We start from the raw sequence: 23048 nt of genomic DNA, 5'->3' as shown, positions 1-23048 counted from the left end.
AATATGGCTAAAGATTATCGCACAATAGCAGAAGTTGCCGGCCCTTTGATGTTGGTTAAAGGTGTTTCTGGCGTTAAGTATGATGAATTAGGCGAGATAAAGCTGGCTAACGGTGAGATTAGACGTTGCCGTGTGCTTGAGATTAACGGTGAAAACGCTCTAGTACAGCTGTTTGAGAGTGCCATAGGCATCAATATTGAAGACAATCAAGTTCGCTTCTTAGGTCACGGCCAAGAGTTAGGCGTTTCCCGTGATATGCTCGGTCGTGTCTTTAACGGTTCTGGTAAAGCAATCGACAATATCCCTGAGCCAGTGCCTGAAAAAATGTTAGATATTAACGGCAGCCCGATGAATCCAGCTGCTCGTGACTATCCGAATGAGTTCATTCAAACAGGTGTTTCAGCTATCGATGGCCTGAATACTCTAGTTCGTGGTCAGAAGTTGCCTATTTTCTCAGCTTCTGGTTTGCCACATGCTGCTTTGGCAGCTCAGATTGCTAGACAAGCTAAGGTTCTTGGTAAAGATGAGCAATTCGCCGTTGTCTTTGCTGCAATGGGTATCACATTTGAAGAGGCTGATTTCTTTATTTCAGACTTCAAAAAGACAGGTGCTATCGAGAGAACAGTTTTGTTCTTGAACTTGGCTGATCAGCCAGCTATCGAGCGTATTTCTACACCACGTTTGGCTTTGACAACAGCTGAATATTTGGCTTTTGACCTTGGCATGCAGGTTTTGGTCATCATGACTGATATGACTTACTACGCTGATGCTTTGCGTGAAGTTTCTGCTGCTCGTAAGGAAGTGCCTGGCCGTCGTGGTTATCCAGGTTACCTCTACACAGACTTAGCTAGCTTGTATGAACGTGCTGGTCGTTTGCGTGGCAACAAAGGTTCAATCACCATGATGCCTATTTTGACTATGCCTGATGATGATAAGACACACCCAGTTCCTGACTTGACTGGTTACATCACAGAAGGCCAGATCATTTTGGATCGTACTTTGCACAATTCCAACATTACCCCACCAATTGATGTTCTGCCATCTTTGTCTCGTTTGAAAGATAAAGGTATTGGTAAAGGCAAGACACGTGAGGATCATGCCGATACGATGAACCAATTGTTCGCAGCTTATTCGCGTGGTAAGGAAGCTTTGGAGTTGGCAACTATCTTAGGTGAAAGTGCTTTGTCTGAAACAGATAAGTTGTTTGCTGAGTTCTCGAAGCAATTTGAGCAAAAGTACCTCAACCAAGGTAATAATGTTGAGCGAAGCATTGAAGAAACACTTAACATTGGTTGGGAGCTCTTGAGTATCTTACCTAAGGAAGAGTTGAAACGTATTCACCAAGAGTACATCGATAAGTACTACATCGAGAAGAAAGATTAGTTATATTGACCGGCTAGGAGTTAGCTTTTAGCCGGCTATCTAACAACTTTTAAGAAAGGAAGCAAGAAATGGCAAATAAAAGGGTTAGTCCCAACCGTATGGAATTGATGCGGTTAAAGCGGCAACTGGTAACTGCTTGTAAAGGTCATGCTATGCTCAAAGATAAGCGTGATGGCCTGATGAAAAATTTCTTGGCTTTAGTCGATGACACTTTGGCCATGCGCCATGAGATGGAACGTTTGCTTGCACAGGCTAGTTCAGCGATGGGCTTGGCACGTGCTACGATGGGACCTAAGCAATTACAAGAAGCAAGTTTGCAAAATGCTTCTAGCTTGGAGTTTAAAGTTAGTGTTAAGCGCATTATGGCCGTCGAAACACCTTGCTTTGAACCTTTGACTTCAATCAATGCTAGCACAGAAGGTCAAAGCTTCCCATACAGCTTAGCTACAACTACTAGTGAGTTGGACGATGCTGTAGATAAGTTAGCTTTAGTTTTGCCAACCATGATTAAACTAGCTGAGAAAGAAAAGAGCCTTGAGTTGATGGCAGCTGAAATTGAACGCACAAGACGGCGTGTTAATTCCTTGGAGCATGTGATGATTCCTGATTTGCAAGCTATGATTAAGGAAATTCAGAGTAAGTTGTCAGAGAGCGAATTGGCTAATCAGACTCGTTTGATGAAAGTCAAAGATATGATTGTGGCAGCGGAAATGAAGCAACGCTTAGCTTACTTAGAAGAACAAGCTGAGAAAGCATAAATTTCAAGCGTGAGAGAATACAAGGGAGTCATTAGGTGGCTTCACTTAGAAATTTGATTCTTTAAATAATCGGCGTATTGGTAATACCAGCTACGCCGATTTTATTTTCCTAGCGTTTTCAACTTTTTTAGCTTATATTGCCTTATTTGGATTAGTATCGTTGACTTCAAATCAGTTTTCTATGTATGGTTGGATAGGTGCTTTGTATGCTATGGTACTTATCATACTTAGATTTTTTCCTATATGGATATTGGCCACTATATTGTCAGGCTTTGGAACTTCAACAATGATATATTCTCTAAGAAGCATTCATTTACCAAATACATTGTGCATAGGTGTGGCTATATTTTTTAGGTTTATACCTGAATACAAAGAGTATTTATCAGCCATCAGGGAAGGCTTAAAGGCTAGAAACATGGGAATTAGCATTTTTAAACCGATTCATAGCCTTGAAATTTATTTAGTTCCTATGCTTTATAAAGCATTTGAAAGTTGAAAAGGAGCTTATTCCTAAAAACAAGTTTAAAGATCAAGCGTATTTAGCCAAGGTTAAAAAATATTTAGTCCAAATGGAATTGTGGGATAAACGAACTTTGAATCCACATGATCTATCAGGTGGGGAAAAGCAGAGGCTGGCACTTCTTATAGCTTTTCTTAAAGATTCAAAGCTGGTAATTCTGGATGAACCAACGGCAGGATTGGATCATAAACGAATGATCTTGTTGCTGATGCCATTAAAGCGAAAATCAACGAAACACCTGTTATACTCATAACTCATGATATAGAGCTTATGTTTAAAACTTGCAATACGGCCTATTTGCTTTCAGAAATTGAGAATAAAAAAATTAGTGCTTCTGGGAATGAGGACCGTATATTGAGCTTTTTGAAAAATAGTTGAAAAGACTTAATTAAAATAAAACGAATAGGACTGACACGCAAAAATCTTTAATGTCAGTCCATGCTTGCATAAGTCTTTTATTTATTGTCCCAACTTTGATGAAGCATTTCAGTTTTGACCTCTCTTTTTGTCTGCTATTCTGCAAAAGTCCCTAGAAAAAGTTGCTGACCTACTGGCCGCCTACATTTCACTTTGCTTGTAACATGATTGTCAACAAGCTTTAAGCTACTGTAATTTGCTTTAAGACGTAAAAGTGATATCATAACGATATTAAACAATAATGAACTAAAAGAGGTTAAGACTATGGCGCTTAAAGTGCGTTGTAGTGGAGGTTTTTATGATTGAAATTCGTAATTTAAGCAAATCTTATGACGGCAAGAAGAAAGCCTGCAACAATATGAATTTGCAGATTAATGATGGCGAGATTATGGGTATCTTGGGCCCGAACGGTGCCGGCAAGAGTACCTTGCTCAAAATGATCGTCGGTATCTTGCAACAAGATGAGGGCGAAATTACAATCAATGGCAAAAAATTGCAAGAAGATCAAGAGAACTACAAACGCGAGTTTGCTTATGTCAGCGATAGCCCAGACAACCTCTTACGCTTGAAAGGTTATGAGTTTTTGCGCTTCATGGCCGACGTTTATCAAGTGCCAGCCAAAGAACGCATGGAAAGAATTAATCAACTGGTAGTTAACTTTGGCATGGAGAAAGATTTAGCTTCAGAAATAAACAGCTATTCCCATGGTATGCGCCAGAAGATGATGGTCATGGGTGCCTTACTAATCAATCCGAAAGTTTGGATCTTGGATGAACCGATGGTTGGCTTGGATCCACGCTCAGCTTTTGAGATGAAACAGAAGATGCGTGAACATGCAGACAAAGGCAATATCGTCTTATTCTCAACCCACGTTTTGGAAGTGGCCGAGAAATTAGTTGACCGAATTTGCGTAATCAACAAAGGCCAAATTGTTTTCGTTGGCACAGTTGCTGAGCTGAGAGCCAATATGAATGAAGATGCTTCCTTAGAAGACCTGTTCTTAGAGTTGACCAACAACGAGGACAGTGTAGAAGTAGCCCAAGCTGAGTGATTTTAGGCAGCTAAGAGCACTAATATTCATTCCAGGTAGATAAAGGATCAGAAAATGGACAAGAAAATATTAAAAGTTCGCACCCCCTTCCGAGCTTTGCTATATAGCGTTTTTAACGGCGAGATGGATGCTTTTACCAAAAGTGCCGTTTCTAATAAGGCAGAAAACAGAAGCAATTTGGCTCTGAAATTACAAACCAATTCTATTTGGCAGTTCATTAAAAGAAAGCTTGCTTTTATTCCAACCAAAGTCATTCAGTTGCTTTTAGGTATTTGCTTTTTAGCCTTTTTATTTGCCATGCTTGGTTTAAGCATGGGCGAAGCTGCAGGGCCGCTTGTATTAGCTAAGATGGTCACCATGACACTGTTTATGACGACTTTGTTCCTTTCCTTTACAAGTAGCATAAGCATGTTATTTATGAGTGATGATGTCATTTATTACATGACTTTGCCATTTAAGGATCGTGATTTGGTCAAAGCCAAATTCTGGCAATTTGCCTATGGCAATATGCTTTTAGATTTACCAATATTTTTGGCTTTGTTCTTAGGCGCGGCTTGGAGCGGTCACTATTCAGCTGATCTAGTTGTTAGAGGTGTGATTTACGTTATTCTCTGCTGTATTTCATCCAAAATCGTTTTACTCTTCTTGCTCTTTCTCCTAATCAGCAAGGTGAAATTTTTCAAAAATCGTGATCGCTTTGTTAAAGTAGCTAGTAGCGTGATGCTTGTCTTCTTCATCTGTATTGGTGCAGGCTCGCAGCTCGTTGCCAATTTTAGCAAAAACACAGGTTCTGCTTTAGCTATTACTAACACTTTTATGACAGCCAATTCGATTTGGGGCAAAATTTTACTTAACGTTTTTAACTTGTTTAGTTTGCCGGGCTTTTTGGCCGAACAAATTTTTGGCGCTAATACCGTTACGGCTTATTTATACCTAGCCTTAAGTGTTATAGTGGTAGAGTTACTCTTGGTTGCTTTATTCAAATATGCCAGCGCTAATTATTTGCCAATTATCAGAAGCTTACAGGGTGCTGGTAATAGTGCTAAAAAGGTAATGACTAGGCAAGAAATTAAGACTGAATTGAAAGTGCGTTCGCCATATAAGAGTTTGGCCTACGTTGATAAGTGCTTAGTTAAGCGAACCCCAAACTTGTTTACTAACTTTACATTAACACCTTTGTTGATGCCGCTTTACATAGTTGTCTGCTTCTTTATTGGTGGTATAGGAGCTGCTAGCAAAAATGGCTTTAAATTGGCTGATGTTGCTAAGTTCATTGCGCAGAATAAGACGGCGTTGGCTGAGGTTAGCTTCAAGAATGGGGCGGTGTTTGGCATTCTTATTGCTATTACCTTTGCCTTAGTTTTGACTAATCTGAGTTCAATGGCAAATGCTGAAATTTTGCGTGATGGCCGTAACTTCATCTTTTATAGAACTATGCCTTTGAAGATGCAGACGTATTTACAAGTGAAATTGAAACGTGGCTTTATTTACTATTGTGCCATTATCGAAGCAATGATCATACTTGGCGTCGTTGTTTGCTTGCTTTGCTTTGGCATGCAATTTAGCTTAGCTGCTTTGATTATTGCCTATACTTTGGCATTGCAAATTTCCATATTGGTGAGTGCTTTAATTGTGGCAGCCTATACGGCCAAATTTGATTTCGATTTGGAAACAGAATTAGTCAGGCAATTGAAAGGCTTTAAGCGCATACTGATCAATTTCGGTGGCCTACTGATCGTAGCTTTACCTTTAGTTTTGCTTGTCTTTGTGGGTAATGGCTTCACATTTACATTCGACTTTAAGGAAGGCAATATGGCGTTAATTGTGACAATTTGGCAGTGCGTTTATATGCTGGCATTGTTGGTGTTCTACTTTGGCCCATTAGCCAAATATTTAGCGAGGAAAAGCTTATAAATTAAGTCTCAGGCGTCAGCATAAAGCTTCAGAAATAAAGCTCTAGAAATTAAGCCTCTATTCTAAAAAAGCTCGTGACTTTTTAAGTGCTATGTCTTTTTAACATAGCACAGAGTTAGGGGCTTTATTGATGCTTCTTTCGCTTAACCTTGATCGGCGTGAGAACTAGCTTGTTATCCAAAGCGTTAGGATTGTGACTGAGACAGGCGTAATAGTTAGTTGCCCGATAATCTGCATCAGCCGTTTCGTAAAAAGCCGTTTCACTCAGAGGGTAATTTTGTTTTTCATAAAAATCACTGAAACGCATGATGATTGGACAAGTAGCTGTTTGTGATAAGCGCTTTAACAAAGCCCGACCAGGATAATTACTATATGCTAGGACGCGGAGATAGTGAGCGTGGCTAGTTAATTCGTTCAATTCTGCCAATGAATAATTCGGCAAATTTAATAAATTTAATAGCAATTTACGTTTGCAATTAGCCAGAGTTAAGCTCTTGTGACTCAGCTCGTTAGCTAGCAATTTGGGCATATCTATAGCTTCGCTAGACAGATATTTGGCAAGTTGTTTGCTTTCTATTTGAAAGCGGTTAGCAAAGCTAATTTGGCTATTAGTTAAGGTTGGCGTGCTTGAGCTTTTAATGTCTAAGCTTGCAACGTCGAAGCTTGTAGCATCTAATCTTTTAACATCAATTTGCTTGGCGGCTTTATCCCTAAGCAAGCTAGTTTTAGCTAACTCGCCTAGAAGTGGCTCGGCTAGATTAGCTTCAGTCATAAGCGCCTCAGCTTGGGCTGCTTGGATGATTTTGGCCAGACTCAAAGCTGGCAGATAAGGCAGTAAGTTAGCCAACAGATTGCTGATAGAGCCAGTATTGGCTTGGATAAGCTTACGAATTTGATGCGCGCTATTAAAGTCAGGTCCAGTTTGGCGCTTTAAGAACTTGAATTGCCAGGCATTGCTAGGCTTAGGCAAGGTTAATTTGGCTTGTAGATAGCTTAAGGCCAGAATGTTATTGGCTTTTTGTAATGTATCAGTTATTTCATTATTAAGGTCATCTAACTTACAGTCAGTATTTAGTTTGGCCTTTAATTGCTCAAGATAGGGGGAGCTTCCGAGTAAATCACTTAAAGCAAGCGGATAAGCCTGGCCAGCTTTAAGTTTGGCTTTTAGAGCTAGGGCAAAGTCAGAGGGGTTGTTTATTTTGCCTAAGCTTACGTCAGGATTAAGTTCGCTAAGTAATTCAGCTAGAGCTTGAAGCAAATTCGGCTGTTCACTTTCGATGCCTACAACGACATAATCGACACAATTCAAACTGTTAATTAGGCTGATAGCCGCTTTGGCAAAATAATTGGCCGAGGCTAGGACAGCTAAGGCAGGTAGCTCCAGCACCAAATCAACGCCTAATTCGACAGCCAGCTTGGCCCGTGTCCCTTTGTCTAAACAGGCAAGCTCGCCCCGCTGACAAAAGCTGCCAGACATGATGGCAATGATGGTACCTCTAGGCCCAACTAAAGAACGTGCGGCCTTGATTTGGTATAAGTGACCGTTATGTAAAGGATTGTATTCGACGATTAAAGCTGCAACTTTCAATTTAATTTACTCCGACTATTAAAACTGTATACTAATTATACAGTGATAAGCGAAGTGAAAAGAAGCTCAACTAGGATAATTAATTATTACGCGCCTAGCTTGTTCTGTTTGAATAAGCAGAGCTGAAATTTTAATTGGTTAGTTACAGGGGTGAAATTATCACTGATTAATAGCAAGATGCACGTCGAAGCTTGTCAAGCACAATTTACGTCGAAACTTGTCAAGCACAATTTACGTCGAAACTTTGACTTATTGCTTTAGAAAAATTATAATATTAACTTAGTGTACGTGTCAGAAGGAGCGAAAAGATGTTAGTTGATCCACCTATTGAGAAATTACTCAAACATGTCGAAAATCGTTATTGCTTAGCAATTGCTATTTCCAAACGCAGTCGCCAATTAGTGAACGGTGGTCTGCCACTTTTGAAAACTGACAGCAAAAATGAGGTTAGTGTAGCCTGTGAAGAGTTCGCTGATGATACAGTTGTTGCTGTTATGCAACCAGTACGTCCAGCTATTCCTTTGAAGCCAGAGGTAGTAGCGCGTAAGCGTCAAGAACGTGAGCAACGCTTCCAAGATATGGAAGAGAAAGCTAATGCTGAAACGTTCGTCAAGCCAACTGAAGCTATAGCCCCAGCTGCTGAAGCTGAGAACGAGCCAGAGCCTAATTCCGATGTTATGGATCAAGCAAACACTGAGAGCTTGGAAGATATGATCAGTGCTGAGCTTGATGACGAAGATGCAGATTCAAACGAATACGACGAGTAAGGAAGCTTGACATATGCCTATTGAGAAGATTAAAGGCCAAAACAAAAATGGCTTAACCATGGAGAAGTTAGTCGCACTTTGCAAAACACGTGGCTTTGTTTTCCCTGGTTCTGATATTTATGGTGGCTTAGCCAATGCTTGGGATTACGGCCCATTGGGCGTACTCCTCAAGAACAATTTGAAAGCTGCTTGGTGGAAACGTTTCAATCTTGAGAATGAATACAATGTGGGCTTGGATGCCGCTATCTTGATGAATCCAACTGTCTGGCAGGCGTCAGGTCACGTTGGCAATTTTAATGACCCATTGATTGACTGTAAGACTTGTAAGAGCCGTTACAGAGCTGATAACTTGGTTGAGGACTTTGTTAAAGCAAATGCTGAGGCTCAACCGGAACTAGCTGATTTACAAATTGAAGGTGCTAGCAACGAGCAACTCAGTCAATATATTGAAACTTATAATATCGTTTGCCCAAATTGCGGTAAGTTAGACTATACGCCAATTCGCCGCTTCAATATGATGTTTAAGACACATCAGGGTGTAACAGAGGACAGTGCAACGGAGCTTTATTTGCGGCCAGAAACAGCTCAAGGTATCTTCGTTAATTTCTTGAATGTACAGAGAGCTATGCGTTTGAAGCTACCATTTGGTATTTGTCAGATTGGTAAGTCTTTCCGTAATGAAATTACACCAGGTAATTTTACTTTCCGTACGCGTGAATTTGAGCAGATGGAGCTAGAGTTCTTCTGTAAGCCAGGTACGTCTTTGGAGTGGTTCAAATATTGGAAAGATTATTGCTACAAGTTCTTGCTTGATTTGGGCTTAAGAGCCGATGAGTTACGTTTCCGTGACCACAGCCAAGAAGAATTAAGCTTCTATTCACAAGCTACCAGCGATGCTGAATTTTTGTTCCCATTCGGTTGGGGCGAAATTTGGGGTATTGCTGACCGCACAGATTATGACCTTAAGCAACATCAGACTTTTGCCAAACAAGATTTGAGCTACTTTGATGCAGAGACAAATGAGAAATACATTCCTTATGTTGTTGAGCCATCTTTGGGCGCTGATCGTTTGACTTTGGCTGTGTTGTGTTCAGCTTATGAAGATGAACAATTAGAGAATGGCGAAACAAGAACGGTCATGCACTTCCATCCGTCCTTAGCTCCGATTAAAGTTGCCGTATTGCCACTCAGCAATAAGCTGAAAGATGCTGCTATGCCAATTTATCGTGACTTAGCTAAGCATTTCAGCTGCGAATTTGATAGCCGTCAGTCCATTGGTAAGCGTTATCGCCGTCAAGATGAGATTGGTACACCATATTGTGTAACTTACGACTTTGAATCAGCTGAGGATGAGGCTGTGACAATTCGTGAGCGTGATACGATGAGTCAGGTTAGAGTGCCAATCAAAGCTTTAACAGCTTGGTTGGATGAGCATTTGCAAGTCAATAACTTGTTGTAAAAGCACGAAAAATTAGCTTAATAATAAAACTCCCAGTTATGACCAGAACAGTCTGGATACATAATTGGGAGTTGCTTTTTTGCTCATCAATTAGAGATTTTGCGTGCCGATGAGCCATGTGTTAAGTTGCACTTATAGCCAAGCTAGCTTTTAGTACGCCTAACGTACTGATGACGGGCTTTTGACACCCATCTGTTGTGTGCGCAAGTGAGCTTTTTGTGCGACAACATATAATTTTATTTGCTTAATTTCCAACGCCAGTTGCCCATGCCATGCCAGATTGACTTAGCCAATTTTAGGAAGAGGAAAGCCAATCCCAGCACAAAGAATGCAGCTAAAATCACGATAACAATTGCTAGAGCAAAGCGATATGGCTCAGGTAACAGATCGTAATATTGCTGAAGATAAGGGATAGCATCAAAGCTTATCATTCTATCAAGTGAGTTTATTTGGAAAAAAGTCAAGAAGTCATGGTAAAAGACACCAGTTACTGCGACAAAACAAGCAAAGAAAAGCGCTAATGTAGCTAAGATCAAGCTAAGTCCAGTCAAAGCGAAAGCCAAACAGAGTGGCAAAGCAATGACAGCTACTAATATGAATAATAGACGTAAGAAGAAAGAGCCAGAATGGGTAGACTCAGTCCTTACATCTGAGCTTGTAAAAACAGGCGTTGATTCTTTTTCTACTTTTGTTTCTGATTTTGTAGCGTTAGTTTCTTGTGCGTTAGCTTTTTCTTTTGGTGAACCTTCTGGTTCAGATTTACTATCTACGCTAGTGTCGGTTGTAGTGCCTGGCATAGCTTCTTTATTTTCAGATACAGCTTTGTCGTGTACAGCTTCAGCTGGTGCATCCTTAACTTGTTCAACAACTGCATTAGATGCAATCCTTGTAGCGTCTTTTACGCTATTTTCTTCAGCTACTTCATTTGGTTTTTCTAATTCCGCCATGTTAGGCCTACTTTCTTTTAGATAATTGCTTATACAATTTAAATATATAACAGATTTGAGGCAAAGTTAAGTCAAAGGCTTAAACAAACAGTAACGACTACTTAGTTATTACTAGAAGCGTCATTGCTATTACTAGCAGCATCGTGAGTATCAGAAGCAGTGCTTGAATTTCCATCTGTAACGTCTTTAGCTGCGGCATTTTCAGCTTGAGCTTGCTCGTTTGTGTCATTTGCTACTTCTTCTACTTGAAATTCAGTAGCATCTGCCTTCTGATTGCTATCCTTATCAACAGCTTCATTTTTGTTATCAACAAGCGGTTCGGAAGTGCCGTCAACTTTAACCTCAGCTTCAGCTGCTCCATTATTTGGATTAGGAGTTTCGTTTATGTTATTAACAGGGACGCTTTGGTCAAATTGGGCATGATTTGCAACTGGCTGCGTATCAGATGCTGGTTGATAATAAGCTACGAAGTGCTCGGCTTTATTGATGATTTCATCTGCTTTTAGTTTATCTGGGTGGTAAAAAGCGTAGACTAAGGCACCAAGTTCACCGACTACTGGCTCGCCATTTCGGCCTAAATTGGTCAACACAACCAAGGAATATTGCTCTGGACCATCTAATTTGAGACCAACTGAATTTAATGCTTCTGCATATGAACCATATTTTTGCCACATGATATTGTGCATAGCTGGCAAGAAGTTCAAATAATGGATAGGCTCAGCCTTTTGCATGTTGGCTAATAGAGTTTTGTAATCACTTTGATTTTCGTAGACTTTTTTGGCAAAAGCACTGAGAATTTGGGCGTTTATCTTATTGCCCTCGCTTATATAGTTCGGATCTTTGTTAATGCTGATAGTTTCACATACCATTTCTTTGTAACGCTGAAAGCCGCCTAATTCCTCAAATAGGACGTGGGCAGCTGTGTTGTCTGAATGCAAAATCATGGGATTTAGGAGATCTTCAACACAGATAATGCTACCTATGGCACTTCGTCTGTAAGCGCTATCTTCCTCGGCTAATTCAGCTTCCGTAATTTTGAATTGGCTGCCTTTTTGCACCTTGCCTTGCCGCATGAGGTCGTAGTAAATAACGGCTAAAGGAAATTTATAGGTGCTTGCGGCTGTGAAATACTTGTCGGCATTGAGTGCATAATGTTCTTTACGCTTGAAGTTATACAATTCGATGGCCAGGTGGTCGGAGCTTAAATCTTTTTTGGCCAGATAAGCTGTGATGAGCTTTTCCAATTCTTGCATACGTTTTTCTGCATCATCATTCATAGACTCAGCTGCCTCATCCTTTTCTGTTGGCTTGTAAACACTGTTTAGGTCAATGCTTTCGGCATGCAAGCTCGGTAAATTCGTTGGTTCAACGTTCCTTTTTTGTTCGCAAGCTGCAAGCAAATTGAGGCAGATACTACATGTTAAAATTAGACTAAGTTTACGCTTAGTTAGTTTTGTAAAAAGCATAAATTTGCTCCTAAAATGACAATATCAGCTAAGTATAACATTCGTATATTTCAGTAAGATTAACTCTACTCTGAACTTGCTAAAGCCTAACTAATGTTTGCAGGCCTACAGGCATAATCACTATTTGTGGGCCAAGCCCTAGATTAATCGTTGCTTGCAGGCTTAAACAAGGCCTTTAATTTTTGCCAGAATGAGCTATCTTTATTGGGCGCAACATTGGCATTGCTTGAGGAACTTTCAGCTTGTTGGCTTGGCTCAGGCGTTTTTGCATTTTCGCTAGCACTTGTGCCGGGGAAAATAAAGACGAATTGACTGATTGTGTGCTTTTGGTTTTTGTCTGAGATAAAAGAATGGGCGCTGAAATTTTGACCCAATAAATCGTTGATCATTTGTGTCATCTTTTGCTTAGCCGTCTCACTCATACCGTTTGTAGCTTGACTTAACTTATTGAATCCAGCTTGGAAAGCTTGGAAACCTTGCTCTAGCTTGATGGCACCGTCAGCTAGCTTGCTGACGCCTTTAGATAGCTTAAATGTACCATCAACATACATTAAGATACCGCCAGTTAATTGATTGGCTCCAGCTACTAATTCGCCGCCTTTTTCAGATAAGATGGCGCCGTTTAGAGCGAGCTTTGAGCTACCGTCAGCCAGTTGATTTAACCCGTCAATCAGTTTGGGAATGTTATCTAGAATTTCAGCAATCTCCTTGGCACTTGGCAATTTTGCATCATTTTTCTCAGCTCTTAATTTGTGAATTAGCTCTTTAGCCTTTTTCAGCTGTTCAATAGTCGTGTTGAGTTTAGTAATTAGCTCTTCTACATTCAGCGCCTTATCAGGCAAACTGGCTTTTAGTTTCTTGATTGCTTCCACAAAGCTGCTTATTTCTTTCATTTGGGCTTGGAGCTTATTGAGCTCAGTAGCCAAATTGTGAAGCTTTGCTTTGAGATCATGCAAAGAAAAAGGTGGATTAGGCTTAGGACCTAGGCTACTCAAGCTTGTGGCTACAAAAGTTTGCTTTTTAGGTGTGGCAAAGCTTGTTGGTGTAAAGGCAGTGTTTGACATAACAGCTTTGGCTTCACTGGTAGCAGATTTAGCCTCGTTCGTAATAGCTGAATTTCCATTTGGTGTTGCTTCTGCTTGCACGTTAGGTGTCACGGAGGGTGCCATATCACGTTTCGCAGCAGGCTGAGTATCAGGCATCGCTGATGGCTTTGCATCCGGTTCTACGGAAGGCGTTATGTCAGGTTTCACAGCCAGCTTTCCATCTGGTGTTTCAGCAGGTGTCACGGAAGGCTTAGTATCAGTCGCCGCTGAAGGCTTTGCATCTGGCGCCACGGAAGGTTTCACATCAGGAGTCACGGCATTAACCGAAGGTGTCGTATCAGGTTTCACAGCCAGCTTCCCATCTGGTGTTTCAGCAGACTTCGCAGAAGGCGTCACAGCAGGCTTAGAAGCGCTATTTGGCTTCGGTGTAACTCCATTTCTGTTAGGCAAAGCAAGTATGTCAGGTAACTTATCGACCATATTAGCTAGCTCGTTTACCGTTTCAGTAATACCGTTAAGCGCTTTTTCCATTTGTGCAACGTCCAGTGGTGGGACTTTCAAGCTTAATATTTTAGAGAGTAAGTCTTGGTTTTGCTTTAATAGAGTTAAGAATTTCTCAAGCGTATCGGTTAAAATGTCCAGTTTTGTTTCTAATTCTTCTAAGCTAATTTCTTTGCCCTCTGGCAATTCTGTCAGATATTTTTGCAAATCTTGCAGTAAGGACATATAACTTTGTAATTCAGCTTTGGATAAGCCGGCTTTGACTTCTTGCATACCTGAATTTAATTGCCCGACACCAGCTAAATATTGCTGTAAACCAGCTTGGTATTGCTGTAAGCCAGAGCTAAATTTGATGGCACCATCGCCAAGTTCAATACCGCCATTAGCTAATTTTTGACTGCCGATATTTAATTCACAAATACCGTTGCTCAGCTTGCTATAACCATTGTTCAGCTGATTAGAAGCGCTGTTAAGTTGGCCAATGCCATTTTCCAAAGCTTTAAGTTGGCCCATCTGCTTGCCTAACAAACCATCTGCCTCTAAGTCAAACGTGATAGGCAGAGCAGTAAGGTTGCTACTTGGCAGATTAATATCCTTAGCATCTGCTTCGATAACATAGGTCTTAGTTTGCTTAGGCAATTGCATGAAAACGACATTTGTCTTGTTAGCTGCAATACTAATTTGTGCATCTTTGGCTTTGATGTTGCTGAAATTAGCCAAAGGCAGGGCAAATTGTAATTGCAAGATGTAACTATCATAGAATGATGTGTCGGCTTTTAGATTTGGCTTGATGCTCATTTCCAACTTGAAATGCCCATCTTTGTGTGCAATTTCAGCGGGACTTAGCACTTTGCCATCTAAAGTATATTGATAGGCAATTTGCCAAGGCAAGGCAATATCATTTAGCTGACCCTGATAATAGAAAAATTCGCCTTTCTTTAATTTGAACTCAATCTTACTTTGGCCATTTTCCTTACTGACGTTCCATTCTTTGCTTGGCTGTAAGTTGTGCACTTCTGCATAGTTGCCAAAATCAGTGACAGTGCAATCTTGCTTGGCCTCGAAATAATTGACCACGTAGACTGTTGGCGTTAGGCACTTACTGTCTGCTTTATTATTAGGATCCAAACTGACATAAATCAGTTCTTCTTTGGTGTATGGTAACTTGGCAACTTCATCTTTGAGTTTGGCCTTCGCTTTTTTAAGAGCTGCTTCATCTATCTGCTTGGCACCTTTTGCCTCTGTTTCATTGAGGGCAAAGAGTGGCAGGCTACTAAATAGGCCGAGAATCATCAACAAGGCGAGGATAAAGGCCAAGATTTTGTAGCGTAAATTTATTTGGTTGGTCGTTTCTACTCCCTTAGTTTGCTTTTTGCAATTTGTTTTATGCTTCAATTTACTCATATCAGGCCTGACCTTTCTGTTTGCGATGCAATTTTTGCTTAAGTTTAGTATGAATAGTCATGAGATTAAAATTACTGTGCTGAATTGGCCAATCGAACAGATAGAGCAAATTCGGCAAGAGAATTAACACGTTAAATAGCGAAAGCAAAGCTCCGCGGCCTAAAACCTGGCCAATTTCACTTACAGCTTGGAGCGAAGAAATGACGGATAGGATAAAGCCACAACCACTTAAAATGAGCGCAGGTGCTAAGAGGGAAGCTGTAGCTTCGCTTATACAGCGCTTAAAGGCATCTTCTTTGGAGCCTAGCTTTCTATAGCGGAGATACTTTTCACTTAATAGGATACCATAATCGACAGTAGCGCCGAGTTGGAAAGTATTGACAACGAGATAACCGATGAAATTCAAGCGTGTAGCTTGGAAGTAGGGAATAGCCAAATTAAGCCAGATAGAAAATTCGATAGTCAAGACAATTAGTAGCGGTAGCGTGAAGTTGGAGAAGGTTAAGAGCAAGACCAGAGCTACTGAGATGATGATGAAGTAATTGATGATGATATTGTCTCGTTCGATTGTATCTTTCATGTCCAAAAGCGAGAAGGATTCACCCACTGTATAGAAAGGATGCTCTGTGTGCTTAGCGCAAACTTTGCGCAAATTGCGCGCTAATTTGAAAGCTGGATGACTATCTGGCACAAGCTTACTCTGGACAATAATGCGCTCATAATTTGCTGCAACTAATTGCTTAATTAAATTAGCTGGCAACACCTGCTTTGGCACATCTGGTCCTACCATTTCACTGTAACTTATAACGGCATTGACATCTTTTAGCTGCTTAATTTCTTTGACTAAATCTGGCACTTTAGCTGAGTCTTCACGGTCGACTATTATTGCATATAATAGCGAGCGACCGAAATTCTGTTCGACGATGGCACGATCTTTATAAGCTTGCGAGTTTTCTGGCAAATTACCCATGCCATAGGAAATATCTGTTCGCTTTTGCGCAATGAAAGCTAATGGCAACAATAAAATGGCTAAGATTAAATAGGGATAGCGCACCGCTTTAGCAATTTTGGGCAAGAATTGGAAACGCTCGGCCCGAAAAACTGGCTTAAAGGAAAATTTCTTAATTAAAGGGGCTAGCTCCTTGATTAAGCAAGGCAAAAGTGTAATGACGCAGATCAAGCTAAAGATAATACCCTTGGCCAAAACTAAGCCCATATCGAGGCCTAAACGGAAAGCCATGAGAACGAGTACCACAAAACCGAAGAACGTTGTCACGGCTGATGAGGTAATGCTAGAGAAGCTGCGGAGAATGGCTAACTCAAGTGCTTCTAAGAGATCTTTGCCCTCATTGATAGCTTCCTTGAACTGATGGAGCAAAAATACAGCATAGTTCATTGAAACTGCTAATTGCATGATACCAGCGATTGATTGCGTAATGAAAGAAATATCGCCTTTGAAGAAATTGCTGCCCATATTAAAGAGCACGGCGGCAAAAATTGTTAAGACAAATAGAAGCGGTTCAAACAGACTTGAGCTAATTAAGTAGAGAACGAAGAGGGCGAAAGGTACGGCAAATAACATGATGCGACTAACTTCACTTTTAACTGCCGTGTTAGCGCTGCCCATATCGAGGGCTTGCCCAGTTAGATAGAGGGGACGGGGCTGAAAGTCGTTGCGCATTTTGGCGATATAAGTTCCGTAATTTTCACTCTTAACGACTAATTCATAGCGCGCTAAACCATTTTTGTAGTAGTTAGATACGAAAGTTTGGTTTTGCAAGTTCAAAGGTAGGCTAATGTCAGCTATGTCATCGAGATAGCGCACGGATACAACGCCGTTATATGTTTTTAGTTCTTCTTTGAAAGCTAAGGCTGCCTTAAGATCTTTGACAGGTGTTGCGACATACAAGTTGGGAATTGCATCATGAAATTCGTTAGATAAATACTTTAAGCCAACAGTCGAATTACTTTCAGGTGGAAGATAAAGGCTCAAATCGTACTGGACTTTGACTTGCAACATGCCAAAAACAGAAATAATTGCTAAAACAACATAAATGGCAATGATTAACTTGCTGTGTTTCAAAATTGTTTGCGCCACTTTTTTCATTTTCAAACCTCAATACTCGAGTTAATTGTAACATTACCCAAAATTTTCGTGTATGGAAAGATGTAAACAAGTGGTGTATTTAGCGTAACAAAGGGAGATAATCTGGCTTAAATGGCCTTATGTTGTTCATATGGCATAAAGATGGTGTGGGTAATCTGTGTAAACAAGCTAAAATGAATTAGCTGTTAATGAAATGGATTGACTTTCCCTAATTGAGCATTTATTATTCTGAAGAGTTAACAAATGGTAAAACTAACTGCAAGAAGTTGGGCTTAAGGTGAATTTATTGTCAGGGTGTTATTCATCTAGTAAATCTTAATAAACGAAGGGGCCAAATATGTATATCCTTTGTTACCAGAATGAGCCAGAGCTTAATTATAAAGAAGCAAAATGTGCTTTAGTTGAAGGTAATGTAATTATCATGCTCTCTTTGCTAATTTCGAGCGCTATCTGGCCAGTTAGACATATTTCTTCAATTTTGCTAGTAGCTTGTTTGGACTTGTATCTGTGTAGTAATTATTATCTAGCCAAACAGGCATGCAGCCTTACAAGTGAGAAAGCAATCAGGCGTGCCTACATATTCGGCTTTGTCTACAAGGTTCTTTATTTACATCTAGCATTGGCGTTAGTTTTTGCAATTTTAAAATGGCATAAATTAGCTAATTACGAAGAACTTTACTCAATAAAGATGGCTTATTTTGTGGGGATGCTAGTCATTTTGAAAGGGATTGTGTGGAATATTTTAGACTTAGAAGAGGAGCGTAAGGACAAATTCCGTCAATCGCTCAGTAAGTGGTGAGGCCTACTTTATTTTACGAAAGAAGCTGGACTAAGAAAGAAGCAATTCAGGTAGTGCAGTTCAAAGTAGGCATGTTGGTTTTATTTATACTTAGGTGAAAAAGATATACAATTACTCGTGCATATACTTTTATGCAAAAAAACACCTCATTTGAATGTGAATGAACCTAAGGAGTAACATGGACGATCGCTTGAATTATTATTTAGCCGCTTTAGTTGCCTATGGTAGGCGCGAGCAACTCTTAGAAAGTGACGAAGATGAAATTTATGCCCTTAATCGCTTGTTAGCTGTTTTTAAGCAGACAGATTATCAGGCCCCTGAATTGTCAGAAACAGAGCTAGCTGAACTCAATGAGTTAAGCTTGGCTGATATATTGCAGGGCTTACTAGTTGAAGCTGACAGCTTAAATTTAGTTGATACAACCTCTGTTGTCTTGAGTGACTTATTTGACAGTCAGCTGATGAATTGCCTTTTGCCTCGCCCAAGTGAAGTTAAGCGCAAGTTCCAAGCTTTGTATGCTGAGTCACCCAAGGCAGCCACTGACTATTTCTACCATTTTAGTCAGGAAAGTGACTACATTCGCCGCTATCGTATCTCTAAAGATGTCAAATGGCAGACAGACACAGAGTATGGCCCACTTGATATTACAATCAACTTGTCCAAACCAGAGAAAGATCCACGTGCAATTAAGCAGGCTGCTCAACAAAAAGCCAGTTCTTATCCTAAATGTATGCTCTGCAAAGAGTCTATGGGCTATGCTGGTCGCCTTAACTATCCAGGTCGAAGCAATCACCGCATTTTGCCATTAGAATTAGCTAATGAGCGCTGGTATTTCCAATATTCACCTTATGTTTATTACAATGAGCATTGTATTGTCTTGAGTGCAGAACATCGCCCGATGAAAATTTGCAATTTAACATTTGAACGCTTGCTCGATTTCATCGATCAATTCCCACACTATTGCATCGGCTCCAACGCTGATTTGCCAATTGTAGGTGGCTCAATCCTTTCACATGACCATTTCCAAGGCGGACATTACACTTTCCCAATGCAAAGGGCAAAAGTGCTTTTCAATCTGCCTGGTTTGGCTAAATACCCTGATGTAGAAGTGGCATACCTTAACTGGCCACTTAGTGTCATTCGCCTATCTGCCAAAGCCAGAAAGCCTGTATCTGAACTGGCTAGCTTGATATTGCAAGCTTGGCGGACATATACAGATGCTGAGTTGAATATTTATGCAAGTACAGGCGAGGGCAAAAATCTAGAGAAACATAACACCATCACGCCAATTGCAAGGAAACATGAGGGTAAGTATGAACTTTATCTAGTTCTGCGTAACAATTTAACGACCGATGAGCATCCTTTGGGCGTTTACCATCCACATGCTGATAAGCATCATATCAAAAAAGAAAATATCGGCCTGATTGAGGTCATGGGCTTGGCTGTCCTACCAGCTCGCTTAAAGAGCGAACTTCACGATTTGCAAGTGTTGCTTGCTAAAGGTGAGACAGGTGAGAATGATCCACGCTTGGCTATTCATGCTAAGTGGGCAGGAGAATTATTGGCTAAGTATGGCGCTAAAGCTTTCAAATCTGAAACAGGTCAGGCTATTTTGGCTAAAGAAACAGGCCTTGTCTTCAAAGGCTGCCTAGAAGATGCCGGCGTTTACAAGCTGAATCAAGCTGGTGAAGCTGGGGTTAAGCGCTTCTTTGAAGCTGTTAGCAAGCTTGCGAGTATCTAAACAAACAGTTTATAATCGTTTACTAAAGCAAACATAGAAAGGATAAACATATGCTTAATATTGATCAAAAAACTTTAACCGCTTTTCAAGAGCGTTATGGTAAAGATTTACAGAGCCAAGCAGTAGCAGGTGCAATTGCTAAAGTTGGCTTATATGAAGCTTCTGTTAATCAAAACGCTATCCGTCGCCATAACTTTGTCTTCTCCGAAGAGCCTAAGATTGGTAAAATCACAAACCAAAAAGCTTCTGGCCGTTGCTGGATGTTCTCTGCTTTGAATGTTGCTCGCTTGAGTATTATGGAACATTTCAACATGGAAACATTCGAATTTTCTCAGGCTTATACTTTCTTCTACGACAAACTTGAGAAAGCTAACTATTTCCTAGAATCTATTCTTGAGACCTTGGATGAAAAAAAAGATTCACGCTTGATCAATCATTTGTTGCAAGCTCCAGTGCAAGATGGTGGCCAATGGGATATGTTCAAGGGTATTTTAGCTAAGTATGGTTGCGTACCTAAAGAATTGATGCCTGAAACTTTCCATTCTTCTAATTCAGGTGGCATGGATACTTATTTGACCAGCTTATTGCGCAGCTACGCTCATGAATTGAGAACAGCTCACCAAAAAGAGGGCAAAACAGCTACTGAGTTAAGAGAAAGAAAGACAGATATGCTCTATGCTGTCTACAATCTCTTAGTTAAATGCTTAGGTCAGCCACCTGTAAAATTCTCATATTCCTATCGTAACAAGGATAAGAAGTTCGTTCGCTTGCCTGAAACTACACCACAAGAGTTCTTTGAGAAGTATGTTGGTTGGAACTTGAAGGACATGGTTTCCTTGATCAATGCTCCAACTGAAGATAAGCCATATGGCCATACTTACACAGTCAAATTCTTAGGTACAGTCAAGGAAGCAGCTCCAATTTGCTATCTGAACGTACCAATTGAGGTCTTGAAACAAGCAGCAGTCGCTTCAATCAAAGATGGTCATCCAGTTTGGTTCGGTTGCGATGTTGGCAAACGTTTGCTCAGCAAGAATGGTATCATGGACTTAGACATTTATAATTACGACTTAACAGTTGGCAATGGCTCTAAGTTGAACAAGGCAGAGCGCTTGGATTATTGCGATTCACTCTTAACTCACGCTATGGTCTTAGCTGGTGTTGATCTTGCAGAAGATGGCAAGATCTTGAACTGGAAGGTTGAAAACTCATGGGGTAAGGATGCTGGTAAAGACGGTATTTACTCAATGACAGATGCTTGGTTTGATGAATACACATATCAGATCATGGTCGACAAGAAGTACGTACCAGCTGAATATCAAGCAGCCTTAACTGAACAACCAAAGGCATTGGAACCTTGGGATCCATTTGGTGCTTTGGCTTTAGTTATGTAATTTAATCATCTAGTTAAATAACTTTCTAGCTACGGAATTGCACCTCTGAATTTGGTCTAAGAATAGAACCAACTAAGGAGGTGCATTTATTATGCCTAAATATAGGAAGTAAGCGCACTTTGGGGACTGAAACAATTGGCTGCTTCAGGTGAAGAAAAGCTTCTTTTAGCAAAATGGGCGTTTTATTCAAGCATAACTTGAAAATAACGCCCTAAATTCGCACAATAAATTTATCTAAGGGGAGCCATGTATGATCAAACGAAAAATAGCGAGCAAATTAATTCAACTTACAAAGCAAGTGCCTGTGGTAACAATAATTGGACCTAGACAGTCTGGGAAAACCACATTGGTGAAAGATTGTTTCAAAGAATACACTTATGTCAATTTAGAAGATCCTGTTAATAGGATGTTAGCCATCGAAGATTACAGAGGCTTTTTTGCAACCTATAAAGAACCACTAATTATCGATGAAGTTCAACGCGTGCCTGAACTTCTTTCAGCGATACAAGCTATGGTTGATGAAGATAGAGCTAAGAACGGCCGCTTTATTCTGACGGGAAGTCACCAACCAAGTTTGCAAAAAGAGATTGACCAATCATTAGCAGGCAGAACCAGTATTTTAACTTTACTGCCGCTAAGTATGGCTGAACTTGCAGAGGAAGGGGTCTTAGAGGGATTATCTACGGATAATTTATTAATTAAGGGCTTTATGCCGGAACTATATAGGGAAAATGCGAGAGAAAGCCTAGTTTATTATCGTGATTATTTGAATACCTATGTCGAAAAAGATTTACGTGCTATGTTAGAAATTAAGAACCTGGATAAATTTCTCAGATTTCTAACTTTGCTTGCAGGTAGAGTGGGCCAAGTTGTAAATTTTGCTGCTTTATCAGGAGAAGTTGGGGTTTCATCTACGACTTTATCTGAATGGTTATCGGTGCTTGAAGCTTCGTATATCGTTTATAAATTGCAACCTTATTTTTCTAATATTGCGAAACGCCAGATTAAATCCCCTAAAATTTATTTCACTGAAATAGGCTTGGCTTCATACTTATTAGGAATCAAAACGGAAAATCAAGCAAATAGAGACCCATTAAGAGGCAATCTTTTTGAAAATTTAATTGTTTCTGAGGTCTTAAAATCTCGGCTGAATGAAAACCAAAATCCTAATCTATTCTATATGCGAACTGAAAAGGGAGTTGAAGTTGATTTGATTGTAAGGAAAGAAGATATTTTATATCCATTTGAAATAAAAACGGCAATGACTCCTAATAGGTCATTTTCAAGGCACTTACTATCTTTTGTGGAAGCGGAAAAAACTGCCAAGAATCCTAAAATTATTTACACAGGCCAATCTTATCCAAAACTGAATGGCGTTGAATATGTTAATTTCAAAGACTTGAAAAAGTACCAGAATTTTTAGATGGCATCTGTAAAATGTACTAATTAGTATAGAGAGCGAAGCAAGCTGATTGATTATCTATTTCGATAGGAGCTTAAGGGGTGAGTTATGATGAACGTAAGTAGTGTGTTTTGCGAAGAATGCAGAGACGATGTTCAGTACATCGTAGAAGAAAAGAAAATGACTGGAAAATCCGTTACTTTCACTACCGCAATATTGGTAAGGAAGCCAAATGTGCCAAATGTGGAGCGTATGTAGATGTTCCAGAAATTGGTGATTCTAATTTGAAAGCGCTTTATGATGTTTATCGTAAAGAGAACGGAATTATCTCACTTTAAAAGATTCAAGCAATTCCTGAACGCTATGCAATTTGCAAACGTCCTC

18 protein-coding genes are annotated in these 23048 nt (G+C 40.1%); 13 read left to right on the top strand and 5 right to left on the bottom strand.

All coding sequences use genetic code 11. From position 1 onward, the window contains the following. Nucleotides 1–3: 3 nt before the first annotated feature. From PYS62_RS06970 to PYS62_RS06945, 6 genes are all read left to right on the top strand, one after another. On the top strand, nucleotides 4–1383 hold the full coding sequence (locus PYS62_RS06970) for a V-type ATP synthase subunit B (protein ID WP_066713184.1): 1380 nt from the start codon (nucleotides 4–6) through the stop codon (nucleotides 1381–1383). A gap of 68 nt (nucleotides 1384–1451) precedes the next feature. Next, the gene (locus tag PYS62_RS06965) at nucleotides 1452–2141 is read left to right on the top strand and encodes a V-type ATP synthase subunit D (protein ID WP_066713187.1); all 690 of its coding nucleotides are present in this window, start codon (nucleotides 1452–1454) and stop codon (nucleotides 2139–2141) included. A 181-nt stretch (nucleotides 2142–2322) separates the two neighbouring features. Further along, nucleotides 2323–2637 (top strand): energy-coupling factor transporter transmembrane component T, encoded by a 315-nt coding sequence (locus tag PYS62_RS06960; protein WP_082714276.1) that lies wholly within the window; start codon nucleotides 2323–2325, stop codon nucleotides 2635–2637. Beyond that, the gene (locus PYS62_RS06955; protein ID WP_066713190.1) at nucleotides 2627–2914 is read left to right on the top strand and encodes an ATP-binding cassette domain-containing protein; all 288 of its coding nucleotides are present in this window, start codon (nucleotides 2627–2629) and stop codon (nucleotides 2912–2914) included. Before PYS62_RS06960 ends, PYS62_RS06955 begins: the two co-directional genes overlap by 11 nt. Before the next feature lie 462 nt (nucleotides 2915–3376). Further along, nucleotides 3377–4129: an ABC transporter ATP-binding protein gene (locus PYS62_RS06950; protein WP_066713193.1), complete on the top strand. Its 753-nt coding sequence runs from the start codon at nucleotides 3377–3379 to the stop codon at nucleotides 4127–4129. A 54-nt stretch (nucleotides 4130–4183) separates the two neighbouring features. Beyond that, on the top strand, nucleotides 4184–6043 hold the full coding sequence (locus PYS62_RS06945) for a hypothetical protein (RefSeq protein WP_066713196.1): 1860 nt from the start codon (nucleotides 4184–4186) through the stop codon (nucleotides 6041–6043). Between the two features lie 124 nt (nucleotides 6044–6167). On the opposite strand, the gene PYS62_RS06940 is transcribed toward PYS62_RS06945, so the two are convergent. Next, complete coding sequence (locus tag PYS62_RS06940) at nucleotides 6168–7631, bottom strand: nucleotidyltransferase family protein (RefSeq protein ID WP_066713199.1); 1464 nt, start codon at nucleotides 7629–7631, stop codon at nucleotides 6168–6170. Between the two features lie 308 nt (nucleotides 7632–7939). On the opposite strand from PYS62_RS06940, the gene rpoZ reads away from it, so the two are divergent. Then, nucleotides 7940–8398, top strand: a complete 459-nt coding sequence (gene rpoZ / locus PYS62_RS06935; protein ID WP_066713201.1) for a DNA-directed RNA polymerase subunit omega — start codon at nucleotides 7940–7942, stop codon at nucleotides 8396–8398. 13 nt (nucleotides 8399–8411) lie between these two features. Beyond that, a complete protein-coding gene (locus PYS62_RS06930) occupies nucleotides 8412–9857 on the top strand; it encodes a glycine--tRNA ligase (RefSeq protein WP_066713204.1) in 1446 nt (481 codons plus the stop codon). A 236-nt stretch (nucleotides 9858–10093) separates the two neighbouring features. Here the strand turns inward: PYS62_RS06930 and PYS62_RS06925 are convergent, their stop codons facing one another. The 4 genes from PYS62_RS06925 to PYS62_RS06910 all read right to left on the bottom strand — a co-directional run bounded on the left by PYS62_RS06925 (nucleotide 10094) and on the right by PYS62_RS06910 (nucleotide 17328). Then, on the bottom strand, nucleotides 10094–10804 hold the full coding sequence (locus PYS62_RS06925; RefSeq protein ID WP_066713212.1) for a hypothetical protein: 711 nt from the start codon (nucleotides 10802–10804) through the stop codon (nucleotides 10094–10096). Nucleotides 10805–10905: 101 nt separating this feature from the next. Continuing rightward, nucleotides 10906–12270 (bottom strand): serine hydrolase, encoded by a 1365-nt coding sequence (locus tag PYS62_RS06920; RefSeq protein WP_066713214.1) that lies wholly within the window; start codon nucleotides 12268–12270, stop codon nucleotides 10906–10908. A 143-nt stretch (nucleotides 12271–12413) separates the two neighbouring features. After that, complete coding sequence (locus tag PYS62_RS06915) at nucleotides 12414–15221, bottom strand: hypothetical protein (RefSeq protein ID WP_066713217.1); 2808 nt, start codon at nucleotides 15219–15221, stop codon at nucleotides 12414–12416. 1 nt (nucleotide 15222) lies between these two features. Beyond that, nucleotides 15223–17328 carry an efflux RND transporter permease subunit gene (locus PYS62_RS06910; RefSeq protein WP_066713220.1) on the bottom strand — a complete coding sequence of 702 codons (2106 nt, stop codon included), beginning with the start codon at nucleotides 17326–17328 and terminating at the stop codon, nucleotides 15223–15225. A 337-nt stretch (nucleotides 17329–17665) separates the two neighbouring features. On the opposite strand from PYS62_RS06910, the gene PYS62_RS06905 reads away from it, so the two are divergent. The 5 genes from PYS62_RS06905 (at nucleotide 17666) to PYS62_RS06885 (ending at nucleotide 23002) form a co-directional block, all read left to right on the top strand. Continuing rightward, on the top strand, nucleotides 17666–18127 hold the full coding sequence (locus PYS62_RS06905; protein ID WP_066713223.1) for a hypothetical protein: 462 nt from the start codon (nucleotides 17666–17668) through the stop codon (nucleotides 18125–18127). A 178-nt stretch (nucleotides 18128–18305) separates the two neighbouring features. Next, nucleotides 18306–19868 carry a UDP-glucose--hexose-1-phosphate uridylyltransferase gene (locus PYS62_RS06900; protein WP_066713226.1) on the top strand — a complete coding sequence of 521 codons (1563 nt, stop codon included), beginning with the start codon at nucleotides 18306–18308 and terminating at the stop codon, nucleotides 19866–19868. Between the two features lie 50 nt (nucleotides 19869–19918). Then, nucleotides 19919–21262: a C1 family peptidase gene (locus PYS62_RS06895; RefSeq protein ID WP_066713232.1), complete on the top strand. Its 1344-nt coding sequence runs from the start codon at nucleotides 19919–19921 to the stop codon at nucleotides 21260–21262. Nucleotides 21263–21512: 250 nt separating this feature from the next. Beyond that, nucleotides 21513–22685, top strand: a complete 1173-nt coding sequence (locus PYS62_RS06890; RefSeq protein WP_066713234.1) for an ATP-binding protein — start codon at nucleotides 21513–21515, stop codon at nucleotides 22683–22685. A gap of 119 nt (nucleotides 22686–22804) precedes the next feature. Continuing rightward, nucleotides 22805–23002, top strand: coding sequence for a hypothetical protein (locus PYS62_RS06885; protein WP_315573458.1), 198 nt, complete (start codon nucleotides 22805–22807; stop codon nucleotides 23000–23002). Nucleotides 23003–23048: the final 46 nt, after the last annotated feature.

This window comes from Amygdalobacter nucleatus (genome assembly GCF_029167365.1).
Lineage (GTDB): Bacteria > Bacillota > Clostridia > Saccharofermentanales > Fastidiosipilaceae > Amygdalobacter > Amygdalobacter nucleatus.
This window is presented reverse-complemented; position numbering and strand designations above follow the sequence as displayed.

Excerpts from the sequence above, each read along its gene's own strand:
- PYS62_RS06970 (WP_066713184.1), top strand. The coding sequence starts at position 4 with ATGGCTAAAGATTATCGCACAATAGCAGAAGTTGCCGGCCCTTTGATG.
- PYS62_RS06965 (WP_066713187.1), top strand. The coding sequence starts at position 1,452 with ATGGCAAATAAAAGGGTTAGTCCCAACCGTATGGAATTGATGCGGTTA.
- PYS62_RS06960 (WP_082714276.1), top strand. The coding sequence starts at position 2,323 with ATGTATGGTTGGATAGGTGCTTTGTATGCTATGGTACTTATCATACTT.
- PYS62_RS06950 (WP_066713193.1), top strand. The coding sequence starts at position 3,377 with ATGATTGAAATTCGTAATTTAAGCAAATCTTATGACGGCAAGAAGAAA.
- PYS62_RS06945 (WP_066713196.1), top strand. The coding sequence starts at position 4,184 with ATGGACAAGAAAATATTAAAAGTTCGCACCCCCTTCCGAGCTTTGCTA.
- rpoZ (WP_066713201.1), top strand. The coding sequence starts at position 7,940 with ATGTTAGTTGATCCACCTATTGAGAAATTACTCAAACATGTCGAAAAT.
- PYS62_RS06930 (WP_066713204.1), top strand. The coding sequence starts at position 8,412 with ATGCCTATTGAGAAGATTAAAGGCCAAAACAAAAATGGCTTAACCATG.
- PYS62_RS06925 (WP_066713212.1), bottom strand. The coding sequence starts at position 10,804 with ATGGCGGAATTAGAAAAACCAAATGAAGTAGCTGAAGAAAATAGCGTA.
- PYS62_RS06920 (WP_066713214.1), bottom strand. The coding sequence starts at position 12,270 with ATGCTTTTTACAAAACTAACTAAGCGTAAACTTAGTCTAATTTTAACA.
- PYS62_RS06915 (WP_066713217.1), bottom strand. The coding sequence starts at position 15,221 with ATGAGTAAATTGAAGCATAAAACAAATTGCAAAAAGCAAACTAAGGGA.
- PYS62_RS06910 (WP_066713220.1), bottom strand. The coding sequence starts at position 17,328 with ATGAAAAAAGTGGCGCAAACAATTTTGAAACACAGCAAGTTAATCATT.
- PYS62_RS06905 (WP_066713223.1), top strand. The coding sequence starts at position 17,666 with ATGTATATCCTTTGTTACCAGAATGAGCCAGAGCTTAATTATAAAGAA.
- PYS62_RS06900 (WP_066713226.1), top strand. The coding sequence starts at position 18,306 with ATGGACGATCGCTTGAATTATTATTTAGCCGCTTTAGTTGCCTATGGT.
- PYS62_RS06895 (WP_066713232.1), top strand. The coding sequence starts at position 19,919 with ATGCTTAATATTGATCAAAAAACTTTAACCGCTTTTCAAGAGCGTTAT.
- PYS62_RS06890 (WP_066713234.1), top strand. The coding sequence starts at position 21,513 with ATGATCAAACGAAAAATAGCGAGCAAATTAATTCAACTTACAAAGCAA.
- PYS62_RS06885 (WP_315573458.1), top strand. The coding sequence starts at position 22,805 with ATGCAGAGACGATGTTCAGTACATCGTAGAAGAAAAGAAAATGACTGG.